Source organism: Streptomyces sp. NBC_01214 (assembly GCF_026340975.1).
Taxonomy (GTDB): Bacteria; Actinomycetota; Actinomycetes; order Streptomycetales; family Streptomycetaceae; genus Streptomyces.
The window spans coordinates 4,298,184-4,316,512 of sequence record NZ_JAPEOS010000001.1 but is presented as its reverse complement, the minus strand read 5'-3'; the positions used below and the strand labels follow the sequence as shown (position 1 = coordinate 4,316,512).

The following is an 18,329-nucleotide window of genomic DNA, read 5'->3' as shown; positions in this document are numbered from 1 at the left end:
ATGTCGAACCGCTCAAGACAGAGGAGAAGCACCATGACCCAGCACACCGAAGTGGTCGTGATCGGCGGCGGATACGCGGGCGTCATGACGGCGAACCGCCTGACGCAGCGGGACGGCGTGACGGTGACCCTGATCAACCCGCGCGCGACGTTCGTCGAGCGGATCCGCCTGCACCAGCTGGCGGCCGGGACCGACGACGCGGTCGTCGAGTACCGCGAGGTCCTGGCCGCGGACGTTCGACTGGTCGTGGACACCGTGACCCGGATCGACGCGGGCGGGCGCGCCGTGGAGCTGGCCGGCGACGCCCCGATCGGCTACGACTACCTGGTCTACGCGGTGGGCAGCGGCAGCGCCGACCCGAGCGTGCCCGGAGCCGCCGAGTTCGCGTACCCGATCACCACCCTGGAGGAGGCGCAGCGACTGCGGCCGGTCCTCGAGGACGCCGCCCCCGCGACGGCGGTGACGGTGGTCGGGGCGGGTCCGACCGGCATCGAGACCGCCGCCGAACTCGCGGAACAGGGCCGCCGCGTGACCCTGGTCTGCGGTGGAGTGCTCGGCCCCTACTTGCACGGCCGGGGCCGCCGCTCGGTCGCCGGGCGGCTGGCCAAGCTCGGGGTGACCGTGCTCGACGGCCCCGGGACGAGGGTGACGGCGGTGACCCGCGATGCGGTGGAACTCGCTGACGGCCGCGCGGTGCCGAGCGGGGTGACCATCTGGACCGCCGGCTTCGGCGTGCCGGACCTGGCGGTGCGCAGCGGGCTGAGCACGGACGCCCTGGGCCGCCTGCTCACGGACGAGACGCTGACGAGCGTGGACGACGTACGCATCCTCGCTGCCGGGGACTCGGCGGCGCCGTCGGGCCTGCCGCTGCGGATGAGCTGCCAGGCCGCGATGCCGCTGGGCGCGCGCGCCGCCGACACGGTGTTGAGCCGGATCGACGGAGAGCGGCCCTCGACCCTCAACCAGGTGTTCGCCGGACAGTGCATCAGCCTGGGCCGAGGCGCCGGCATCTTCCAGTTCGCCCACAGGAACGACGTGGCGCTGTGGTTCCACATCGCCGGTCGCCCCGGGGCGAAGGTCAAGGAGCTCGTGTGCAGGGGCACCGTCAAGCACCTGGCCGACGAGGCGGGCAAGCCCGGTTCGTACGGCTTGCACCGGGTCTCGGGAGGGGACCAGCGCGGACGGCGACTGCGGGCCGAGCTGGGTGAGACGGCGACCACCGCCGACCGGCCGGTCTGACATCGGCGACCGGGCCACCGACACGGCGACCGGGGCCTTCGCCGCGTACGCAACCTGCTGTTCACCGTGGCCTACGAGTTGTTCGGCTCGGCGGGCGACGCCGAGGACGTCCTCCAGGAGACCTGGCTGCGCCGGGTGGAGGTCGAGGTGGAGCAGGTGCGCGAGCGGCGCGCCTACGGGGTCCCCGACGGAGCGCGCCGTCTTCGTACTGCGCGAGGACTTCGACGTCGGCTGCGCGGAGATCGTGGCGGCTGTCGGCAGGAGCCCCGCGGCCGTCCGCCAGATCGCGCACCGCGCCCGCCGGCACGTCGACGCCCACCGTCCGCCGTCCGCCGTCCGCCGCCCGCCGCCCGCGCGAGGTGGTCCCCGAGTCAGAGCCGGGCGGCTCTGGAGTCGTTCCGGCACGCTACCGAAACCGGGGACCTCCAAGTCCTGCTCGCCGTACCGACCCCCGAGGCCGCCTCCGCGGGCGACGGCGGCGCCGAGCAGGCCTCGACCCGCCCGGTCGTCGGCGCCGACGAGGTGGCCCGCTTCGTCATCGGCGGCACCGGCCAAGAACGATGCCGCCCCCTCCAGCGCCCTCACCGCGGCCACCGGCATCCCTTACGTCCGCAACCCGCAGAAGCTGACCCACGTCGCCTCGGAGACCCTGCTGTCCCTGCGGTGAATCAGGGGCCCGGTGCCGATGGGGGAGGCGTGACGTCGGGTTCTGCGGGCTCCCCGGGCGAACTCCCGCACCCCGGACGTCCTTCCGCGGCCCTCCGGGGCACATCCCGCCCATCACACCTCACGGGTCGTGACCAAGAGAATTCAGCAGGTAGTAATTAGGTGAATTCCTGACTGAATTCCCGTCAACAAGCCTCCGGTTCATATCTCGATTTGATAACAACCCATCCGGAAAGGACTGGACCATTGGGACGCGACGCGCGTAACTAGCTTTGTTTTGAGGAGAGTTGATTGTTCGTCAAATCAAGCGGACAGGTAACGGAATGATTTCTCGGGGCGCGCCCCCGTTTGTCCGAATTCTCCTCCGCATTCGTCTGGCAGGCTTCCGCGCACCCAGTCTTCCGACAACGATTTGAGGTGCCCATGACAGGACGTCGCAGACGGCCTGCCGCCGCCGCCGACCACCGCCGCAAACCCCGGCGGTTGATACTCGTCACTGCCGCCACGGCAGCGGCGGGGCTGATAGCCGCAGGCATTGCCTACTCCGGAATCGGCGACGGCGCCCAGGCGGCGGCTCCCGTGGTGGAGGCCGCAGCAGAGGCCCCCGCCGCCGCACCGGCCCGTGACCAGGAGCCGGATCCGATCTCGGCCGCGCCCGCCAACGAGACCGCGCGCGGCATGATCTACGACGGCCTCCAGGCCGCGCCGAAGGGCGACCGGTGCGTGGGTGTCTACCGCACCGACACCGGGCTGTGCACCCACGGCCCCGACGCCCCGCCCAAGGGCGTCGACATCACGAAGGACATCCCGCCCGCCGTCAAGGAGGCCGCTCCGGCGGCCGATCCGGCCCGCCCCGCGGCCGATGATCCGGCGAGCAAGGAAGGCGACGGGCGTCCTCAGGACGCGCCCGCGGCCGATGCGTCGACGGCCACCAAGGCCTCCGCACCCGAACCCGCAGCCGCGGCCGCCGCGCCCGGCAGCCAGAACGTCGCCGCCGGTCCCGCCGGCCAGACCGTCCAGTGCGACGGCGACGGCAGCACCGGCAACCGCGTGCAGGTCGTCTACGTCCACGCACCGGGCAAGGACCGCTACTCCGAGTACGTCGCCTCGTTCCGCAAGTGGGCGGCCGACGCCGACCTCATCTACTCGGCGAGCGCCAAGGAGACCGGCGGGGTACGTCACATCCGCTATGTGACGGCCGCCGACTGCACCCCCACCGTGCTCAACATCGAGCTCCCGGCCAACGCCCTCGCCGAGTTCAGCGCGACCAACAACGCGCTCGCCGGCAAGGGCCTCGACCGTCGCGACCGCAAGTACATGATCTTCGCCGACTCCCAGGTCTACTGCGGCATCGGCACCTTCGCGGGCGACGAGCGGCCCGGCCAGGCCAACCAGAGCAACTTCGGCCCCTCCTACGGGCGTACCGACTCCGGTTGCTGGGGCGGTCACACCGCCGCGCACGAGCTCGGCCACAACCTGGGCGCGGTCAACAACAGCGCCCCGAACACCAGCCGTGGCGCGCACTGCACCGACGAGTACGACGTCATGTGCTACTCGGACACCCCGTACTACCCGCAGATGCGCAACATCTGCACCAACCAGGCGTCCGAGAACATCCTGGACTGCAACCACGACGACTACTTCCACACCAGTCCCAAGCCCGGAAGCTACCTGGCCACGCACTGGAACATCGCGGACAACCAGTTCCTGATGAAGAGCAAGGGCGGCGGTGGCGGCACGGACCCCGGTCCGAACCCCTCCCCCACGCCGACCAAGAAGCCCTCGCCGACGCCGACCAAGAAGCCCTCCGGCGGACCGGCCGTGACGGCGGGCCAGATCCAGTCCACCTCGGTCGTCGTGAGCTGGCCCAAGGTCGACGGCGCATCCTGGTACGCGGTGCAGCTGAACGGCAAGCACCTGACGTGGGTCCAGTCCCAGGTGCTGCGCATCTACAACCTGCAGCCCGGCACCGCCTACAAGGTCACCGTCTCGGTCCGCGACGGCGCCGGCCGTGACAGCGGCCCGGGCAAGGCCGCGTCCTTCCGTACGACGGGTGCGGGCGGCGGCGCCACCACTCCGGGCACCAAGTACGTGCTCGGCAACGGCAGCAGCGGCATGGCCGCGGAGCTGTGGGGCGGCCGCACCGCCGACGGCACCGTCCTCGTGGGCGGCCGCACCAACGGGTACGCCCAGCAGCAGTGGTACTTCGACGACGCGGGCAACGGCCAGGTGCGCATCAAGTCCGCGGCCTCCGGCAAGTGCCTCCAGCCGGGCGGCACCCCCGCCGCGGGCATGTGGGTCGCCCAGCAGCCCTGCGCGGGCGGCAACGGCGCGCAGGCCTGGAAGCTGACGTCCCGCGGTGGCGCGGTGACCGTGACGGACGCGAGCGGCGGCTTCGCCCTCACCGTCAGCAACCGCCCCTACTACGGGTACTGGCTGCTCGACCTCCAGCGTGCGGACGGCCGCGCGACGCAGGCCTGGACCCTGCAGAAGTCCGGCTGATCACTGCCACGGCGCAGCACGCCCTGACGCCCTGACGGCGTGAACCCACCCCGGCGGACGGCCGCACCGCGCGGCCGTCCGCCGGTACCCCTCATCTTGACCGGAGCACCCCGACGATGCGCATACGAATCGTTTTCTCGGCCGCCCTGGCCGCACTCGGCCTCATGTTCCTGCTCCCCGCCGCGGCCCACGCCCACGGTGACACCGTGAAGGTGGTGGTGACCGGGCAACGCGAGGGTCACGTCACCGCCGATGTCACCTGGGAGAACGACGGCGACGCCGTCGACGAGACCGTCGCCGCGACCGTGAACGCGTCCAGCGTCGACGGCTCCCGCACCATGGGGCCCTGGCGCCTGGTGCGCGACCCCGCCGCGAAGCCCGCGGGCTGGACCACGGCCGAGGCGCTGCCGCCGGGTTCGTGGAAGGTCAGCGTCGACGTGGGCTTCCCGGCCCTGGGGCACGGCGAACTCGATGTGGCGGTCCCCGTGGTGGACCCGGCTCCGGTCGCTGCGACCCCGGTCGCCTCCGCGGCGGCTCCCGAGCCGTCGTCGGCCGCGCCGGTGGCCTCGGCGGACTCCGCCGCCCCGGCCCCGGCCGCTTCTTCGGCACAGGCCGCGAAACCGGCCGCCGACACCGAGGGGTACGCCGTCTGGTGGACGACGGCGGGTGTGGCAGTGACCGCCGTCGCCGGCGCGGCCGTGGGTCTCCTGCTCCGCCGCCGCCGGCGCCTGCGGCTCGACCGCCTCGGCTAGAGCGTCTCGACCGGAGCGTTTCGGCCGGACCCGGTCAGGGCGGGTCCGTAGGGCCCCGGTCACCGGGGTCGGAGCGCCAGGGGGTGTCATGTCGATCGGGCCGGTCCCGATCGACGGGACACCCCCTGCGCCGTGTTCTACCGGCCCGTGGGCACCGCGGCGGCGACCGCCTCGGCGAAGCGCTCCAGCCCCTGCGGGTTGATGCTCAGGAACAGGTTCGGTTCGATGAGTTCCAGCTCCATGACCACGGGTTCCCTGGCTCCGTTCAACGCCAGGTCCACCCGGGCGAAGAGCAGGTCGCCGGGGGCGGGAACCGCGGCCAGCGCCGCCCGTGCCGTACGGAGCTCCGCCTCGGACGGCTGGTAGGGGGCGGCCCCGGGGTGCGGCACCCGGAAGTTGTCGATCAGCCCCGCCTCCGTCAGCAGCGCCTGCTTGCGGATCGCGTGGCTGAAGGTGCCGCCGAAGAAGACCAGCGCCCGCTCCCCCTCCTCCACCAGCGGCAGGTACGGCTGGACGATCGCGGTGCGGCCCTGGTCCAGCAGCATCCGCGCGTGGCGCTCGGCGTCCGCCCTGCGGTCCGGCTCGTAGCGCGCGGTGTCGCGTGCGCCCGAGGAGACGGCCGGCTTGACCACCACCCCGTGCGGCCCGTCGAAGTCCGCCGCGTCGCAGACCCCGCCCGGTTCCACCACCCGGGTCGGTACGATCGGGACTCCGCGCGCGGCGAGCTCCAGCAGATAGCGCTTGTCACTATTCCAGCGCACCAGCGGCGCCGGATTCCACAGTCGGGTGACCCCGGCCGTCGCGTCCGCCCAGGCCAGGAACTCTGCGAGCCGGTCCGCGTAGTCCCAGGTGGACCGGATGACCGCGAGGTCGTAGCCCTCCCAGCGCGGCGTGTCCGCGTCCCAGGCCACCGCCCGTGCGGACAGGCCCGCGGCGCGCAACGCCGTCAGGAGCAGCGGGAGGTCCGCGTCCTGGTCCGCGCCGCCCTTGCTCGTCACGACCGCGACCCTCGCCGTACCCATACGCGTCTCCCGCCCTCGCTCCCCCGACCGCCCGGTGCGGCCGCAAGCCCGGACGATCACTCTTCCACACCCGCCCCGGTGGGAACCCGGCCGCCCGATCACGCGTCGTACCCGAGGTGGAAGTCGGTCCGAGGCGGACGAGCGGGGCTCTGGTGGTGAGGGACGCGGCGGGGAACGGCGTGCGGCGCACCGCCCGGTGGCGCTGGGGTACCGACGCCCGGGGCCGTACTCCCTGGACGCGCGGGCGCGCTCTCGCGGTGCTCGCCGTACTGAGCGCCGCGCTGCTGGTGTTCCACTCCGCGGTCCCCAACGCGGTGGGCCGACTGGGCAGTGCGCTGGAGGCCTTCCTGCCCTGGCTGGGACTTGCGGTCCCGGTCCTGCTCGTCTCGGCCCTGGTGCGCCGCTCGTTCACCGCGCTGGTGGCCGCCCTGCTGCCCGCGGCCGCGTGGGCGGGCCTCTTCGGCGGGCTGCTGCTGCCGGCGGACCGCGGCGCGCACGACATCACGGCCGTCCAACACAACGTGAGTGACGAGAACCGGGACCCCACGGGCACGGCGCGCGCCCTGATCGACTCCGCGCCGGATCTCGTCGCCCTGGAGGAGCTGACACCCTCCGCGCTGCCGGCCTACGAGGTGGCGCTGGCCGCCGCGTACCCGTACCACGCGGTCGAGGGCACGGTCGGCCTCTGGTCGAGGCATCCGCTCACCGACGTCCGCCGGGTGGACATCAGGCCCGCGGGCATCGGGGAGGGCTGGAACCGTGGCCTGCGCTGTGGCGTGCGCACGCCCCGGGGTGAGATCGCGGTGTACGTGGCGCACTTGCCCTCGGTCCGCTTCCGGGCGAGCGGTTTCGGCTCCGGCCCGCGGGACGAGAGCGCACGGCTGCTGGGCGCGGCCGTCGCCGCCGAGGAGCTGGAGCGGGTGATCTTGCTGGGTGACCTCAACGGCACGGTGGACGACCGGGGGCTCGCCCCGCTGACCTCCCGGTTGAGCCCGCCGCGGCGGGGGCTCGCCCTCAGCTGGCCCGCGGCCGTCCCGGTCGCCCGGATCGACCAGGTCCTCACCCGCTCGGCGACCGCTGCCGAGGTGTGGACGCTGCCCGCCACCGGCAGCGATCACCTGCCGGTCGCCGCCCGCATCAGGCTGGACGCCTCATAGCCGGATGGCGATCTTGCCGCGCACCTGGCCGTCCCGCAGGCTGCGAATGGCGTCGGGCACCTCGGCCAGCGGGTAGGTCCGGTCGACTGCGGGCGTCACCGAGCCGGCCTCGATGAGCTCCGTGAGGGCCTCGAGGGCGCGGTGGCGCACCAGGGTGCCGTGGGCACGCAGCCGGTGGCCCACGAAGGGCGATAGCAACATCGCGCCCAGCTGCCGCTGGTTGCCGCCGATCCACTTGCCGCCGCCTTCCCCGCCGACGATGACGAGGGTCCCGCGGGGGGTGAGGGCGCGGCGCAGCCGGGCGATGGGCCGGTTGCCCGCGATGTCCAGGATGACGTCGTAGCGGCGGCTGCCGTCGACGGGGTCCTGCTGGGTGTAGTCGAGGACCTCGTCGGCGCCGAGGGAGCGGACCAGGTCAGCCTTGGCGGTGCTGCACACTCCGGTGACGTGGGCGCCGTAGGCCTTGGCCACCTGTACGGCGAAGCTGCCCACGCCGCCCGAGGCGCCGAGGACGAGCACGCTCTGGCCGGCCTTGACCCGTCCGCTGTCCCGTACCGCGCCCAGGGCGGTGCACGCGGAGACGGGCACCGTCGCGGCCTGTTCGAAGCTGAGGCCGGCCGGCTTGGGTGCGAGGGTGCCCTCCTTGGCACGGGCGTACTCGGCGAACGACCCCGTGCAGTTGCCGTACACCTCGTCGCCCTCCCGGAAGCGGGTGACGTCCGGGCCGACGGCCTCGACCACCCCCGCGACGTCCAGGCCCCGGACGCGCGTCCTGGGTCTGCGCAGGCCCGACACGGCGCGGACCGCGTAGGGCAGGCCCGCCATGAGGTGCCAGACGCCCTGGTCGACGCCGGCCGCGTGCACCCGTACGAGGACTTCGCCCGGGCCGGCGACCGGCCGGTCCAGCTCTTCCATGCGCAGGACCTCGGGCGATCCGTAGACGTCCTGGACCATGGCCTTCATGCTTCGTCTCCCTCGGTGGATGTGTACTGGAACACGGTGTCGAGCGGCACTGCGAACACGCGCGCGATCTCGAACGCCTTCTCCAGGGAAGGCGAGTAGCGGCCCTGCTCGATGGCGATGACGGTCTGGCGGGTCACGCCGATCCGGCGGGCCAGTTCGGCTTGGGTCATCTCGCCGTTGGCGAAGCGCAGGGCCCGGATGCTGTTGGTGACCCGGGTGGGCCTCACCACGGGTGGAAGCCGAGCCGGTAGGAGACGATCTTCGCGGTGGACGCGAGCAGCGCCGACAGGACGAATCCCAGGTAGATCGCGTTGGCGATCCAGAACTGGTCCGCCTCGGCCATCGCCAGGAGCATCCCGGTCACGGCGCCGATCACGACGAACGACTGGCCGATGTGTTCACCGAACTGGTGGATCTCCCGGTCGCGCTGGTCCTTGACCTTGCCGTCCTCGGGCGAGAGCAGCGACACGGTGATGTGGAGCGCGATCGAGGCGACGATGGCCGCGCCGACCGTCCACAGCAGCGCGGCCGCGTAGGGCTGCTGCGTCAGGGGGCCGCTCCCGGACCGCCCGAGAACGACGGCCAGATAGGCCCCGTACGACGCGACCGTGACCACGATCATGATCCACGCGCGTTTCTCCTCGACTGCCACTACCACTCCCCATGTAAAGAAAACCCGACATCGGTAGTGTCAAGGAATCAAGACACCATGTCAATATTTCTTTACCTCGTCGCGCAGCGGTCGGCATACCGCCGGCCGGAGCGGGAGCCGAAGCCGGTGCCAGGAGGTGCTGCTCAGCGCCCCGGGGCGGGGGGCGCCTCGAGGAGCTCGGGCCCGTTGTTGCGCACGTTGTTGACCGCGGTCGACACGGCGCGGACGTCGAGCCGGCCGCCCGCGGGAGCGGCGAGCAGGGCGCGCAGTGCGTCCGGGTCCTGGTGGGACGGGTCGAGCCAGGCCTCGTAGTCCGCCGGGGCGAGCGCGAGCGGCATCCGGGGGTGGACCCGGCCGGCGGCGTCGGTGGCCTCGGTGGTGATGATCGTGCAGGTCGCCCACCACGCCGCCGGATCGTCGTCGGCGGCGACCGCGGGGTCGCGCCAGAACTCGTACAGCCCGGCCATCGCCATCACGTCACCGTCCTCGGGACGGATGAAGTACGGCTGCTTGTAGGCCTTCACGGAACCGGAAGCGGGCACGGGCTCCCACTCGTAGAAGCCGTCGGCGGGCAGCAGGCACCGGCGCTTGGCGAAGGCGCGCCGGTAGGCCGGCTTCTCGTGCACCGTCTCCACCCGTGCATTGATCATCTTCGCGCCACTGGACGAGCTCTTCGACCACGAGGGCACCAGCCCCCACCGCAAGGGGCGCAGGTGCCGCTCCAGTACCCCGCTCTCCCGGTCGGCGCGCTCCAGCACCGCCCACACGGCATCGGTGGGGGCGACGTTCCAGCTCGGCTCCAGCACGTGCCCCGGGTCCGGGGGCGTGGCCCGGAAGAGGCCGGACAGGTCCTCGGGACTGCGGGTGGAAGCGTATCGGCCGCACATACCGTCCACCCTGCCACCTGAACCGGGTCCGCGCGGGCCACGCCGCGAAGTCGCCCGGGCCGGGGGCCGTCGTGGCGGTTCACCTGAGGGATGCGCGGCGCGATTTGGAGCCCCAGGCCAGCTGCTTTCGGCCGGCACCGGGGCGGGTCCGTCCGACGACGGGCCAACTGCGCCATCCGAGGCGCTCGTTGCCGCCCCTCCGACTACCCGGCCCCGTAGGCGAACCGGGTCCGTCTCGGTTGAGTCAAGTCGGCAGCAGGGCCACACCGCCCACCGAATACTTTCCGCCATGAACGCATCACCTACGGCGACTCGCACTACGGGGTGCCGCCGCGCCCGCCTGGCCAGCACAGCGGCGTGCATCGCCCTCGCGGGCACGCTGCTGGCCGCCTGCACGAGCGCGACCCCCGATTCACCGGCGCAGAACTCCAAGGACCGGCGCACCACGGGCACGGGCCCCAGGGCGACGGTGCGGTTCGTGCCCGACCGCACCCTCGGGGCAACCGAACTCTCCGGCGCATCGGAGGTCCTGCGCCAACGTGCCGCCGGCCTCGGCCTCACCGGCGTTCAGGTGACACCGGACGCCAACGGCATCACGGTATCCGCGGACGGCGACAGCGCCGATCCGCTCTCCCGGCTCGCGGATCCTGCGCAGCTGGTCCTGCGCCCGGTCGTGGACTTCGCGCCCTCCGGCGTCACGATGCCGCCCCCGGCCCGCCCGAGCGCGCAGGCCGGAAACGGCACCACCGCTGGCGCCACCCCGTCCGCAACGGCCGCGGCGTCCAGCCCCGCGGTTTCCTCGCCCCGTGCCTCGCCGGCCCCGGTGCCAGCCCCGGGCGACGTCAGCGGGGCCCTCCCCGCCGACACGGCCCTGTCCGAACTACAACAGCAGTTCGCCGCCCTCGACTGCTCGAGCGCCGCCCAGCGCCACGACCACCAGAGCTCGCCCAGCCGCCCCGCGGTCGCCTGCGGCCGGGAGGAAGAGGAGCAGCTCTGGTACAAGTTCGCGCTGGGTCCGGCCGCCGTCAACGGGAGCGACATCACCAAGGCCGAGGCTGCCTTCGACGACCAGCGGAACGCCGGCTGGCAGGTCACGCTGACCTTCAACGATCGCGGTGCGAAGACGTTCGCCGAGCTCACCGGCCGTCTTGCCGCCCAGCAGCACCCGGCCAACCAACTCGCCGTCGTCATCGACGGCGCCGTGGTCTCCCACCCCTCTGTCTCGCAGGCGATCACCGGCGGCGCCGTTGTCGTCTCCGGCTCCTTCTCCGAGCAGCAGGCCCGCACCCTGGCGGCTCAGCTCGCCAACGCGAAGCTGCCTGCGACCTTCCGAGTCAGTGAGGTCGAGGTCCCGCACAGCTGACCTCCCACCGGGGCTGCCCGGCTGGGCAGCCCCCTCGTCGTCCGGCCCGGAGTCCCTGGCCCGTGGTCCGGTGCCGACACGTGCTTGCGACCGGCTGTCGTCGTGGACGACACACGGCCGCTCATCACCTGGTGAACCCTCGATCCGGCATCGGAAGCGACACGGTCCCCGCCACCCCGTCTTCCGAAGGACTGACCTTCGCTGGACACCCCGTCCCCGAACGGCCGGCGCAGGGCTGTGGGGTGGCTGTGAATCGACGCATATGGGGATCCGGAGTGCGGGAGGAGTGCAGATAAGTTCTATATTCCTATGAACCATCCGCACGCGACACGTCTGCGGTGATGAGGAGGGACGACTGATTTGGTCGACACCGACGCCGCTCCGAGCACCCGCACGGAGTCCCGGAACATGCGCAAGGTCCGCAGGAAGGCGCAGTACCGCAAACGCCTGGGCATGGGCGTTGCCGTGGTCGCTCTGGGCGGGGCCGCTGCAACCGCGGGCGCCTTCGTGCTGGGCGACTCCTCGGATACCGCCCCGCGCGACGCGAAGTTGACGGCCCCGGGCGGTGCGGCCGAGGAGGCCGCCGCCGCGAAGGGCGCGGAGGAGACCTGGGACGGCAAGACCAAGGTGCTGGGAGACGGCTCCACCTCCTACACCGGGCCCCAGCCGGGACAGCTCAAGCCCGAGCGGCTGAAGCCCGGCGAGAAGCCACCGCAGTTCGTGGTGTTCTCCTGGGACGGCGCGCTGGAAGGCGACGACCACCTCTTCTCGCACTTCCGCCAGGTGGCCAAGCAGAACAAGGCCCACATGACCTTCTTCCTCACGGGCATCTACCTGCTGCCGGAGGACAAGAAGTCGCTCTACCGCCCGCCGCAGCACAACCAGGGCGCGGCCGCGATCTCGTACCCGACCGTCCCGCACGTGAAGAGCACGCTGGGGCAGCTGCGCGGCGCCTGGACGGACGGCAACGAGATCGGCTCGCACTTCAACGGGCACTTCTGCGGCCCCAAGGGGGGCGGGGAGTGGAGCCCCACCGAATGGAAGAGCGAGATCGACCAGACGTACTCGTTCATCAAGAACTGGAAGACGAACACCGGTTTCACCAAGGAGGCGCCCCTGCCCTTCGACCCGGACCGGGAAGTGGTCGGCGGCCGCGCGCCCTGCCTCGAGGGCCAGAAGAACCTCCTGACCGCGATCAAGCCGTACGGCTGGCGCTATGACGCGAGTTCCTCCGGAGACTTCCAACTGTGGCCGTCCAAGCAGGACGACATTTGGAACTTTCCCCTCCAGCTCATGCCCCTCCAGGGCAAGGAAGTGCAGGTCCTCTCCATGGACTTCAACTTCCTCTTCAACCAGTCGGGCGACAGCACCCAGGGCGACCCGTCGAAGTTCGCCGCTTGGCAGGCGCAGACCCGGGGTTCGTACATGAACGGCTTCAACCGGGTCTACAACGGCAGCCGCGCGCCCATGTTCATCGGCAACCACTTCGAGGACTGGAACGGCGGCATCTACATGAAGGCCGTCGAGGACGTCATGAAGGACGTCTGCCCGCGCGAGGACGTGCGCTGCGTGTCGTTCCGAGAACTGGCGGACTGGCTCGACGCCCAGGACCCGAAGGTCCTGGCCCAACTGCGCACGCTCGACCCCGCGCAGGCACCGGACTGGACCCAACTGATCAAGTAGACGGGCGGGCGGCGTCAGCCGCCCGCCCTACTTCACCGCCTTGATGTAGTCGCCCCACAGGCGCACCGCCCGCTCGCTGCCGAGCGTGCCCGGGCCGTCGCCACCCAGCCCCGTGAGCGGCAGCGGAACCAGGTCGGTGAGCGACATCCGGTAGACCACGACCGCCGTGGACTCGGCCTCGGTGCTGGCCACGAACCAGCCCGCCGTGTTCGCGGCCGTCGTACCGGTCTTGCCCGCCGTACCGGGGTGGGCCTTGCCCACCGTCTTCGCCGACCCCTCGGTGACGGCGTCCCGCAGGGCGTCCGTCACCGCGCGAGCGGTCTTGGCCGTCACGGCCCGGGTCGGCTTCGGCGCGTCGAGCGGCACGGCGGCGCCGTTGCGGGTGACCGAGGCCACCGAGTACGGGTCGGTGTGCATGCCGTCGGCGGCGAAGGTCTGGTAGGCGCCGGCCATGCGGATCGCGCTGGGCGTCGAATTCTCCCCGAGGGTGAACGCGGGGATCCGTGGGCCGAGGCTCGATTCGAGCAGCCCCGAGCGCTGGGCGAAGTCCTCCACCCGGTCGAGGCCGACATCGAGGCCGAGCTGGAGCATGGGCGTGTTCACGGATTGGGCGACGGCCTGGCGCAGGGTCACCTGGCCCCAGTTCCGGCCGCCGTCGTTGCGCCCCTTCACCACCTTGCCGCTGCGGTCCCAGTACGGTCCCTCGGGCGTCTGCACGGTCACCTGGTCATTGCCGTCGTAGGTGCTGGAGGGGGAAACCGGCGTACGGGCCTTGCCCCGGGCGCGCAGCACCCCTTCGTCGAGCGCGGCGGCGTAGACGATCGGCGTGAACGCCGTGCCGACGGGGATCGTCGTCGCGTTCGACTCGTTGAAGCCCTGCTTCAGGTAGTCGGGGCCCCCGTACACGGCGAGCAGCCGCCCGTCGGGAGCGACGCTCGCCGCGCCGATCTTGGCGTGCTTGTCGGTGTCGGGACGCCGCTCGGCGTCGAAGCCCTTCTGGGCTTCCTGGACGGCGGCGGTCAGCGCGGTCATCCGGGTCCGGTCGAAGGTCGTGTAGATCTGGTAGCCGCCGAGGTCGAAGTCGGACTCCTCGATGTGGCTGGTCTTGATCGCGTACGCCTTGGCCATCTCGACCAGGTAGCCGGTCTGCGCGCCGGGTATGCCGACGAGCGACGAAGCCGAGGGCTCGGGAAACGTCGTGTAGGTGGCGCGCTCGGCGCGCGAGAGCCGGCCGGTCTCGACCATGCGGTCCAGGATCCAGTTCCAGCGTTCGACGGCCCGCTCGTGGTTCGCCTTGCCGAGAGCGGGGTCGTAGAGGGCCGCGCCCTTGAGGAGGGAGGCCAGGAAGGCGCCCTCGCTGGGATTGAGCTGCGAGACGTCCTTGCCGTAGTAGGCCTGGGACGCGCGCTGGATGCCGTAGGTCCCGCGCCCGAACCAGCTGGTGTTGAGGTAGTCCTGAAGGATCTGGTCCTTGCTCTTCTGACTGTCCATCTTCAGGGCGAGCATGAGCTCGGTGAACTTCCGGGAGACGGTGCGGTCCTGGTTCAGATAGGCGTTCTTCACGTACTGCTGCGTGATGGTGGACCCGCCCTGGGTCTCGCCCCCCGTCAGCGCGGCGCCCACGGCGCGCAGGACTCCGAACGGCGAGACCCCGGGGTCCGAGTAGAAGCTCGCGTTCTCGGCCGCGAGCACGGCCCCCTGGACCTTGGCGGGCACCTTGTCCAGCGGCATCTCCTGGCGACTGACCCAGCCCGTCCGGGCCATCGTGGAGCCGTCTGCCCAGTAGTAGACGTTGTCTTGTTGCGTGGCGAACGAGTTGAGATCGTCGGGTATGTCCGTGGTCGCGTACGCAATGGTGACGAAGCTCACCATGCCCAGGAACGCGTACACGCAGGCGCCCAGCCACTGGCGCCACGAAGGCGACCACCGGCGCCAGCCGGTGCGGCCCGGCCGCGGGAAGTCGGGGCGCAGACGCCGCAGTTGCGTGCGCGCCAGGGCAACGGCCGGAACGAGGGCCCGCGCGAAGGCATCGAATCGGCCGGAACGCGCCCGTGGTTTGGCGCGCGACCTCGACTTCCCCCGGCGGCCCGGGGCGGCTCCGCCGCCGCCCTCCGGAGCCGCCCGCCCGTCCCGAGATCGCCCCCTACCAGCCAAATCGTTCCCACCCACTCCGAATGCCCCCTCTGCCGTGCTTTCCCGCACACCCTAAAGGCACTTGCTGTGGGGCCGGACCAGTGGTTGGCGGGATCACTCCGTGCACTCCGGAGACGACCCCTGGTGATCAAGCGGAGGCAAGTCGGCGGCGCGTGCGACCACTTCCGCCGGGGCAGTCGGCGACGAAGCGGAACGTGACGAAATAGTCGGGTAGTTGTGCGAAGATTCCGTCCCCCGGTTCGTGTGGACCGGGTGACAAGGGGAAACAGAGTGATACCTAAGAGGTTCAGGCCCGCCGCCATCGCGGCCCTGACCGTGGCCCTGGCGTCCGGAAGCATGCTCGCGTACTCCGCGACCGCGGCTTCCGGGCCCCGCGACGCCGACCGTGCCACCGCCGACACCTTCGCCCGCGTGGCCAACGACGTGCTCTCCCAGCGCACGCAGGCCCTGGTCGAGGATCAGCCGGGGCGTCACGGCTCCGGCAAGGCCGGCCCGAAGACCCGGCTGTCGGCCCAGTTGAAGAAGGACGAGGACGCCGCGCTCCAGTCGCTGCGGTCCCGCAAGACGCGACTGGCGGAGCTCGGCGAGGCCTACACGGACGCCGCCACCCGAGTCGTCGTGGACCGGGCCACGGTGACCGGCGGCAAGGCCGTCGTCCAGGTCACCGAGCAGACCACGCTCACGTACAAGAAGCTCCGCGGGGACGAGCCGGCGACGACCGACATCGGGACGCGCTACCAGTTGACGCTCACCAGCAAGCGGGGAGGCGACTGGGAGCTGACCTCGATCACGTCCCAGGAGAACGGCCCCGTCGCGGTCAACGAGCCCGTGGCGGCCAAGGTGAACGCCGTCAAGGACGACGGGAAGCAATACCCGGACGGCACGCCCGCGTCCACGAAGTACCCCGCGACGCCGAAGCCCAAGGCGAAGACGGGCGGAGCCTACGACTACGCCGCGATGGCGAAGTACGCGGAGAAGCACTGGAGCAACTACAACCCGGCGTACCGCAAGTACAACGGGGCCGGGGGTGACTGCACCAACTTCATCAGCCAGGCGTTGAAGGCGGGCGGTTGGAAGGCCGTTCCGGGTTCCACGTCGGACTACAGGAACTGGTGGTACGACGGCTCCCGCCAGAGCGACTCCTGGGTCGGTGTGAACGAGTGGGCGTGGTTCACGCTGTCCAACAAGCGGGCCGCCAACCTGGCCAACGTCTACCAGTCGGACGTGGGAGACATCCTGCAGGTGGACTTCAACCGGGACGGGTCCAAAGACCATTCGATGATGGTGACCTACCGCAGCAGCGCCGGGATGCCGTACCTCACGTACCACTCCACCAACACGTACCGTAAGTCGCTCGCGAGCATCATCGCATCCTACCCGAACGCGAACTACTACGCGTACCGCACCTGACGGGTGCCCTTCCGGTCCTCCTGCCGCGAGGTTCCGCGGCAGGAGGACCGGGCCGGCTGACGGGGCGGATCCGGTGGGCATGGCCGTAGGGGCGTCGGGGCGCAGCCTCCGCGATCATTCTGGTGAGTGGCGTCGCCCAGGCCCCGCACGTCTTGCAGGCCGATTCCCGGAAGGCGCAGACATGGCGATCTGCGTTCACTACGTCACGCTACGCCCCGAGGCGGACGAGAACGACGCACCGACCGTCACGGCGGGATGAGCCAACGCGACCGGTCCATGACGCCCGAGCCGTTGTGAGGACTCGTGCCGCCGGAGGGGCCATGGGCACGGCGTGGCGAGGTCGGGGCGCCGGGGGGCTGGGTCATGATCGGCTGCGTGAAGACTTCCGGACGTCTGGCCGCCTTCGCGGTCGCGGGCCTGCTCGCCGCACTCCCTGCGTGCTCGGGGTTCGACCGCCCTGGCGAGGGTGGGGCGGAGGCCCGTACCGGAACAGACGTGAGGGCGGGTGCCCGTTCCGACGCGGGCACCGCCCGGACGGGGACTGCCGGCACGGTGTTCCGGGGCGGGCACCCCGCTGCCGCGGGCGCCGGTGACCCGTACTTCCGGACGCTCGGCAACGGCGGTTACGACGTCACCCACTACGCTCTGGCCCTGGCCTACGACCCCGGCAGCGGCCGCCTCGAGGGCACTGCGGAGATCACCGCCAAGGCCACCGAGGACCTCAGCGCCTTCAATCTCGACCTCCTCGGCATGGAGGTGCTGAGCGCCACCGTCGACGGCCGCACGGCGCGGATCCGGCATGACGGGCAGGAGCTGACCCTGCAGCCGCGCGATCACCTCAGGAAGGGCGCCGCCTTCCGCAGCGTCGTGCGCTACGCGGGCACGCCGGAGTCGATCACCCATGACCACGGGTGGCGCGAAGGCTGGTTGAGGACGGGCAACGGAGCGGTCGCGTTCGGTGAGCCGACGGGCTCGATGTCCTGGTTCCCGGGCAACCACCACCCCTCGGACAAGGCCTCGTACGACATCACCGTCACGGTCCCCAAGGAGGTGCAGGCGATCTCCAACGGGCAGCTGCGCTCCCGGCGCACCAGCGGCGACCGCGCCACGTTCCACTGGCACCAGCCCGAGCCCATGGCCAGCTACGTGGCGACCGTGGCCATCGGCAGCTACGACATCAAGACCTCCCGGACCCGTTCGGGCGTGCCGGTCGTGTCGGCGGTGGACACCACCGCGGGCGTGGACGAGGACGGAGAGGTCCTCGACCGCTTCCCCGAGGTCATGGAATGGGCCGAGGGGAGGTTCGGCCCCTACCCCTTCTCCGCCGCCGGGCTGATCGTCGACCAGGCCGCCGACGTGCCGTACGCCCTGGAGACCCAGACCAGGCCGATCATTCCGGCCGGCGTCTTCCACACCACCAACGTGGTGCACGAAATGGCCCACCAGTGGTTCGGCAACTCCGTCACCCCGCGGACCTGGCGGGACATGTGGCTCAACGAGGGCTTCGCGACCTACGCGGAGTGGCTGTGGTCCGAGGACCACGGCGGGGCCAGCGCCCAGGAACACTTCGACCGCAACCACGCCAAGGCGGCGGACGACGACGAGTGGGACTTCCCGCCCGCCGAGCCGCCGAGTGCTGCGGACATCTCCGGCCAGCCGGTGTACGTGCGCGGCGCGATGGTGATCCACAAGATCCGCCGGGCCGTGGGCGACGAGGGCTTCCGTGCCCTGGTGCGGGGCTGGACCCTGCGCCACCGCCACGGCCTGGCCTCCACGGACGACTTCACCGCGTACGTGGAAGCCAAGGCCGGCCGGGACCTCGACTCGATCTGGGACCCGTGGCTCTACGGAGACGGCAGGCCCGCGTGATGGGTCGACG

14 protein-coding genes and 1 pseudogene are annotated in these 18,329 nt (G+C 71.4%); 9 read left to right on the top strand and 6 right to left on the bottom strand.

Translation table 11 applies throughout. The features are described from left to right. Positions 1–33: 33 nt before the first annotated feature. The 4 genes and pseudogenes from OG594_RS20305 to OG594_RS20290 all read left to right on the top strand — a co-directional run bounded on the left by OG594_RS20305 (position 34) and on the right by OG594_RS20290 (position 5,159). On the top strand, positions 34–1,239 hold the full coding sequence (locus tag OG594_RS20305) for an NAD(P)/FAD-dependent oxidoreductase (RefSeq protein WP_266600905.1): 1,206 nt from the start codon (positions 34–36) through the stop codon (positions 1,237–1,239). A gap of 1 nt (position 1,240) precedes the next feature. After that, positions 1,241–1,906 (top strand): annotated as a pseudogene (locus OG594_RS20300) (sigma factor-like helix-turn-helix DNA-binding protein). Positions 1,907–2,388: 482 nt separating this feature from the next. Next, on the top strand, positions 2,389–4,407 hold the full coding sequence (locus tag OG594_RS20295) for an RICIN domain-containing protein (protein WP_266600903.1): 2,019 nt from the start codon (positions 2,389–2,391) through the stop codon (positions 4,405–4,407). A 116-nt stretch (positions 4,408–4,523) separates the two neighbouring features. Further along, on the top strand, positions 4,524–5,159 hold the full coding sequence (locus OG594_RS20290) for a hypothetical protein (protein WP_266600901.1): 636 nt from the start codon (positions 4,524–4,526) through the stop codon (positions 5,157–5,159). A 137-nt stretch (positions 5,160–5,296) separates the two neighbouring features. On the opposite strand, the gene OG594_RS20285 is transcribed toward OG594_RS20290, so the two are convergent. Next, the gene (locus OG594_RS20285; RefSeq protein ID WP_266600899.1) at positions 5,297–6,181 is read right to left on the bottom strand and encodes a RimK family alpha-L-glutamate ligase; all 885 of its coding nucleotides are present in this window, start codon (positions 6,179–6,181) and stop codon (positions 5,297–5,299) included. Positions 6,182–6,360: 179 nt separating this feature from the next. Between OG594_RS20285 and OG594_RS20280 the strand changes: the two genes are divergently transcribed. Beyond that, positions 6,361–7,338, top strand: a complete 978-nt coding sequence (locus OG594_RS20280; protein ID WP_266600897.1) for an endonuclease/exonuclease/phosphatase family protein — start codon at positions 6,361–6,363, stop codon at positions 7,336–7,338. On the opposite strand, the gene OG594_RS20275 is transcribed toward OG594_RS20280, so the two are convergent. The 4 genes from OG594_RS20275 to OG594_RS20260 form a co-directional block, all read right to left on the bottom strand. Beyond that, positions 7,333–8,301 (bottom strand): NAD(P)-dependent alcohol dehydrogenase, encoded by a 969-nt coding sequence (locus OG594_RS20275; RefSeq protein WP_266600895.1) that lies wholly within the window; start codon positions 8,299–8,301, stop codon positions 7,333–7,335. The genes OG594_RS20280 and OG594_RS20275 overlap by 6 nt on opposite strands. Continuing rightward, the gene (locus OG594_RS20270) at positions 8,298–8,501 is read right to left on the bottom strand and encodes a helix-turn-helix transcriptional regulator (RefSeq protein ID WP_314246239.1); all 204 of its coding nucleotides are present in this window, start codon (positions 8,499–8,501) and stop codon (positions 8,298–8,300) included. Before OG594_RS20270 ends, OG594_RS20275 begins: the two co-directional genes overlap by 4 nt. 23 nt (positions 8,502–8,524) lie before the next feature. Next, positions 8,525–8,953, bottom strand: a complete 429-nt coding sequence (locus OG594_RS20265; protein ID WP_266600891.1) for a hypothetical protein — start codon at positions 8,951–8,953, stop codon at positions 8,525–8,527. 143 nt (positions 8,954–9,096) lie between these two features. Then, positions 9,097–9,840: an SOS response-associated peptidase gene (locus OG594_RS20260; protein ID WP_266600889.1), complete on the bottom strand. Its 744-nt coding sequence runs from the start codon at positions 9,838–9,840 to the stop codon at positions 9,097–9,099. Positions 9,841–10,129: 289 nt separating this feature from the next. Here OG594_RS20260 and OG594_RS20255 point away from each other — a divergent pair, with 289 nt between their 5' ends. Beyond that, positions 10,130–11,203, top strand: coding sequence for a hypothetical protein (locus OG594_RS20255; protein WP_266600887.1), 1,074 nt, complete (start codon positions 10,130–10,132; stop codon positions 11,201–11,203). 360 nt (positions 11,204–11,563) lie between these two features. After that, the gene (locus OG594_RS20250; RefSeq protein WP_266600885.1) at positions 11,564–12,886 is read left to right on the top strand and encodes a hypothetical protein; all 1,323 of its coding nucleotides are present in this window, start codon (positions 11,564–11,566) and stop codon (positions 12,884–12,886) included. Between the two features lie 27 nt (positions 12,887–12,913). Here the strand turns inward: OG594_RS20250 and OG594_RS20245 are convergent, their stop codons facing one another. After that, on the bottom strand, positions 12,914–14,881 hold the full coding sequence (locus tag OG594_RS20245; protein WP_266603064.1) for a transglycosylase domain-containing protein: 1,968 nt from the start codon (positions 14,879–14,881) through the stop codon (positions 12,914–12,916). 429 nt (positions 14,882–15,310) lie between these two features. Between OG594_RS20245 and OG594_RS20240 the strand changes: the two genes are divergently transcribed. Both OG594_RS20240 and OG594_RS20235 read left to right on the top strand, forming a co-directional pair. Further along, the gene (locus tag OG594_RS20240; RefSeq protein WP_266600883.1) at positions 15,311–16,450 is read left to right on the top strand and encodes an amidase domain-containing protein; all 1,140 of its coding nucleotides are present in this window, start codon (positions 15,311–15,313) and stop codon (positions 16,448–16,450) included. Between the two features lie 552 nt (positions 16,451–17,002). Beyond that, the gene (locus OG594_RS20235) at positions 17,003–18,319 is read left to right on the top strand and encodes a M1 family metallopeptidase (RefSeq protein WP_266603062.1); all 1,317 of its coding nucleotides are present in this window, start codon (positions 17,003–17,005) and stop codon (positions 18,317–18,319) included. The last annotated feature ends 10 nt before the right edge of the window (positions 18,320–18,329 follow it).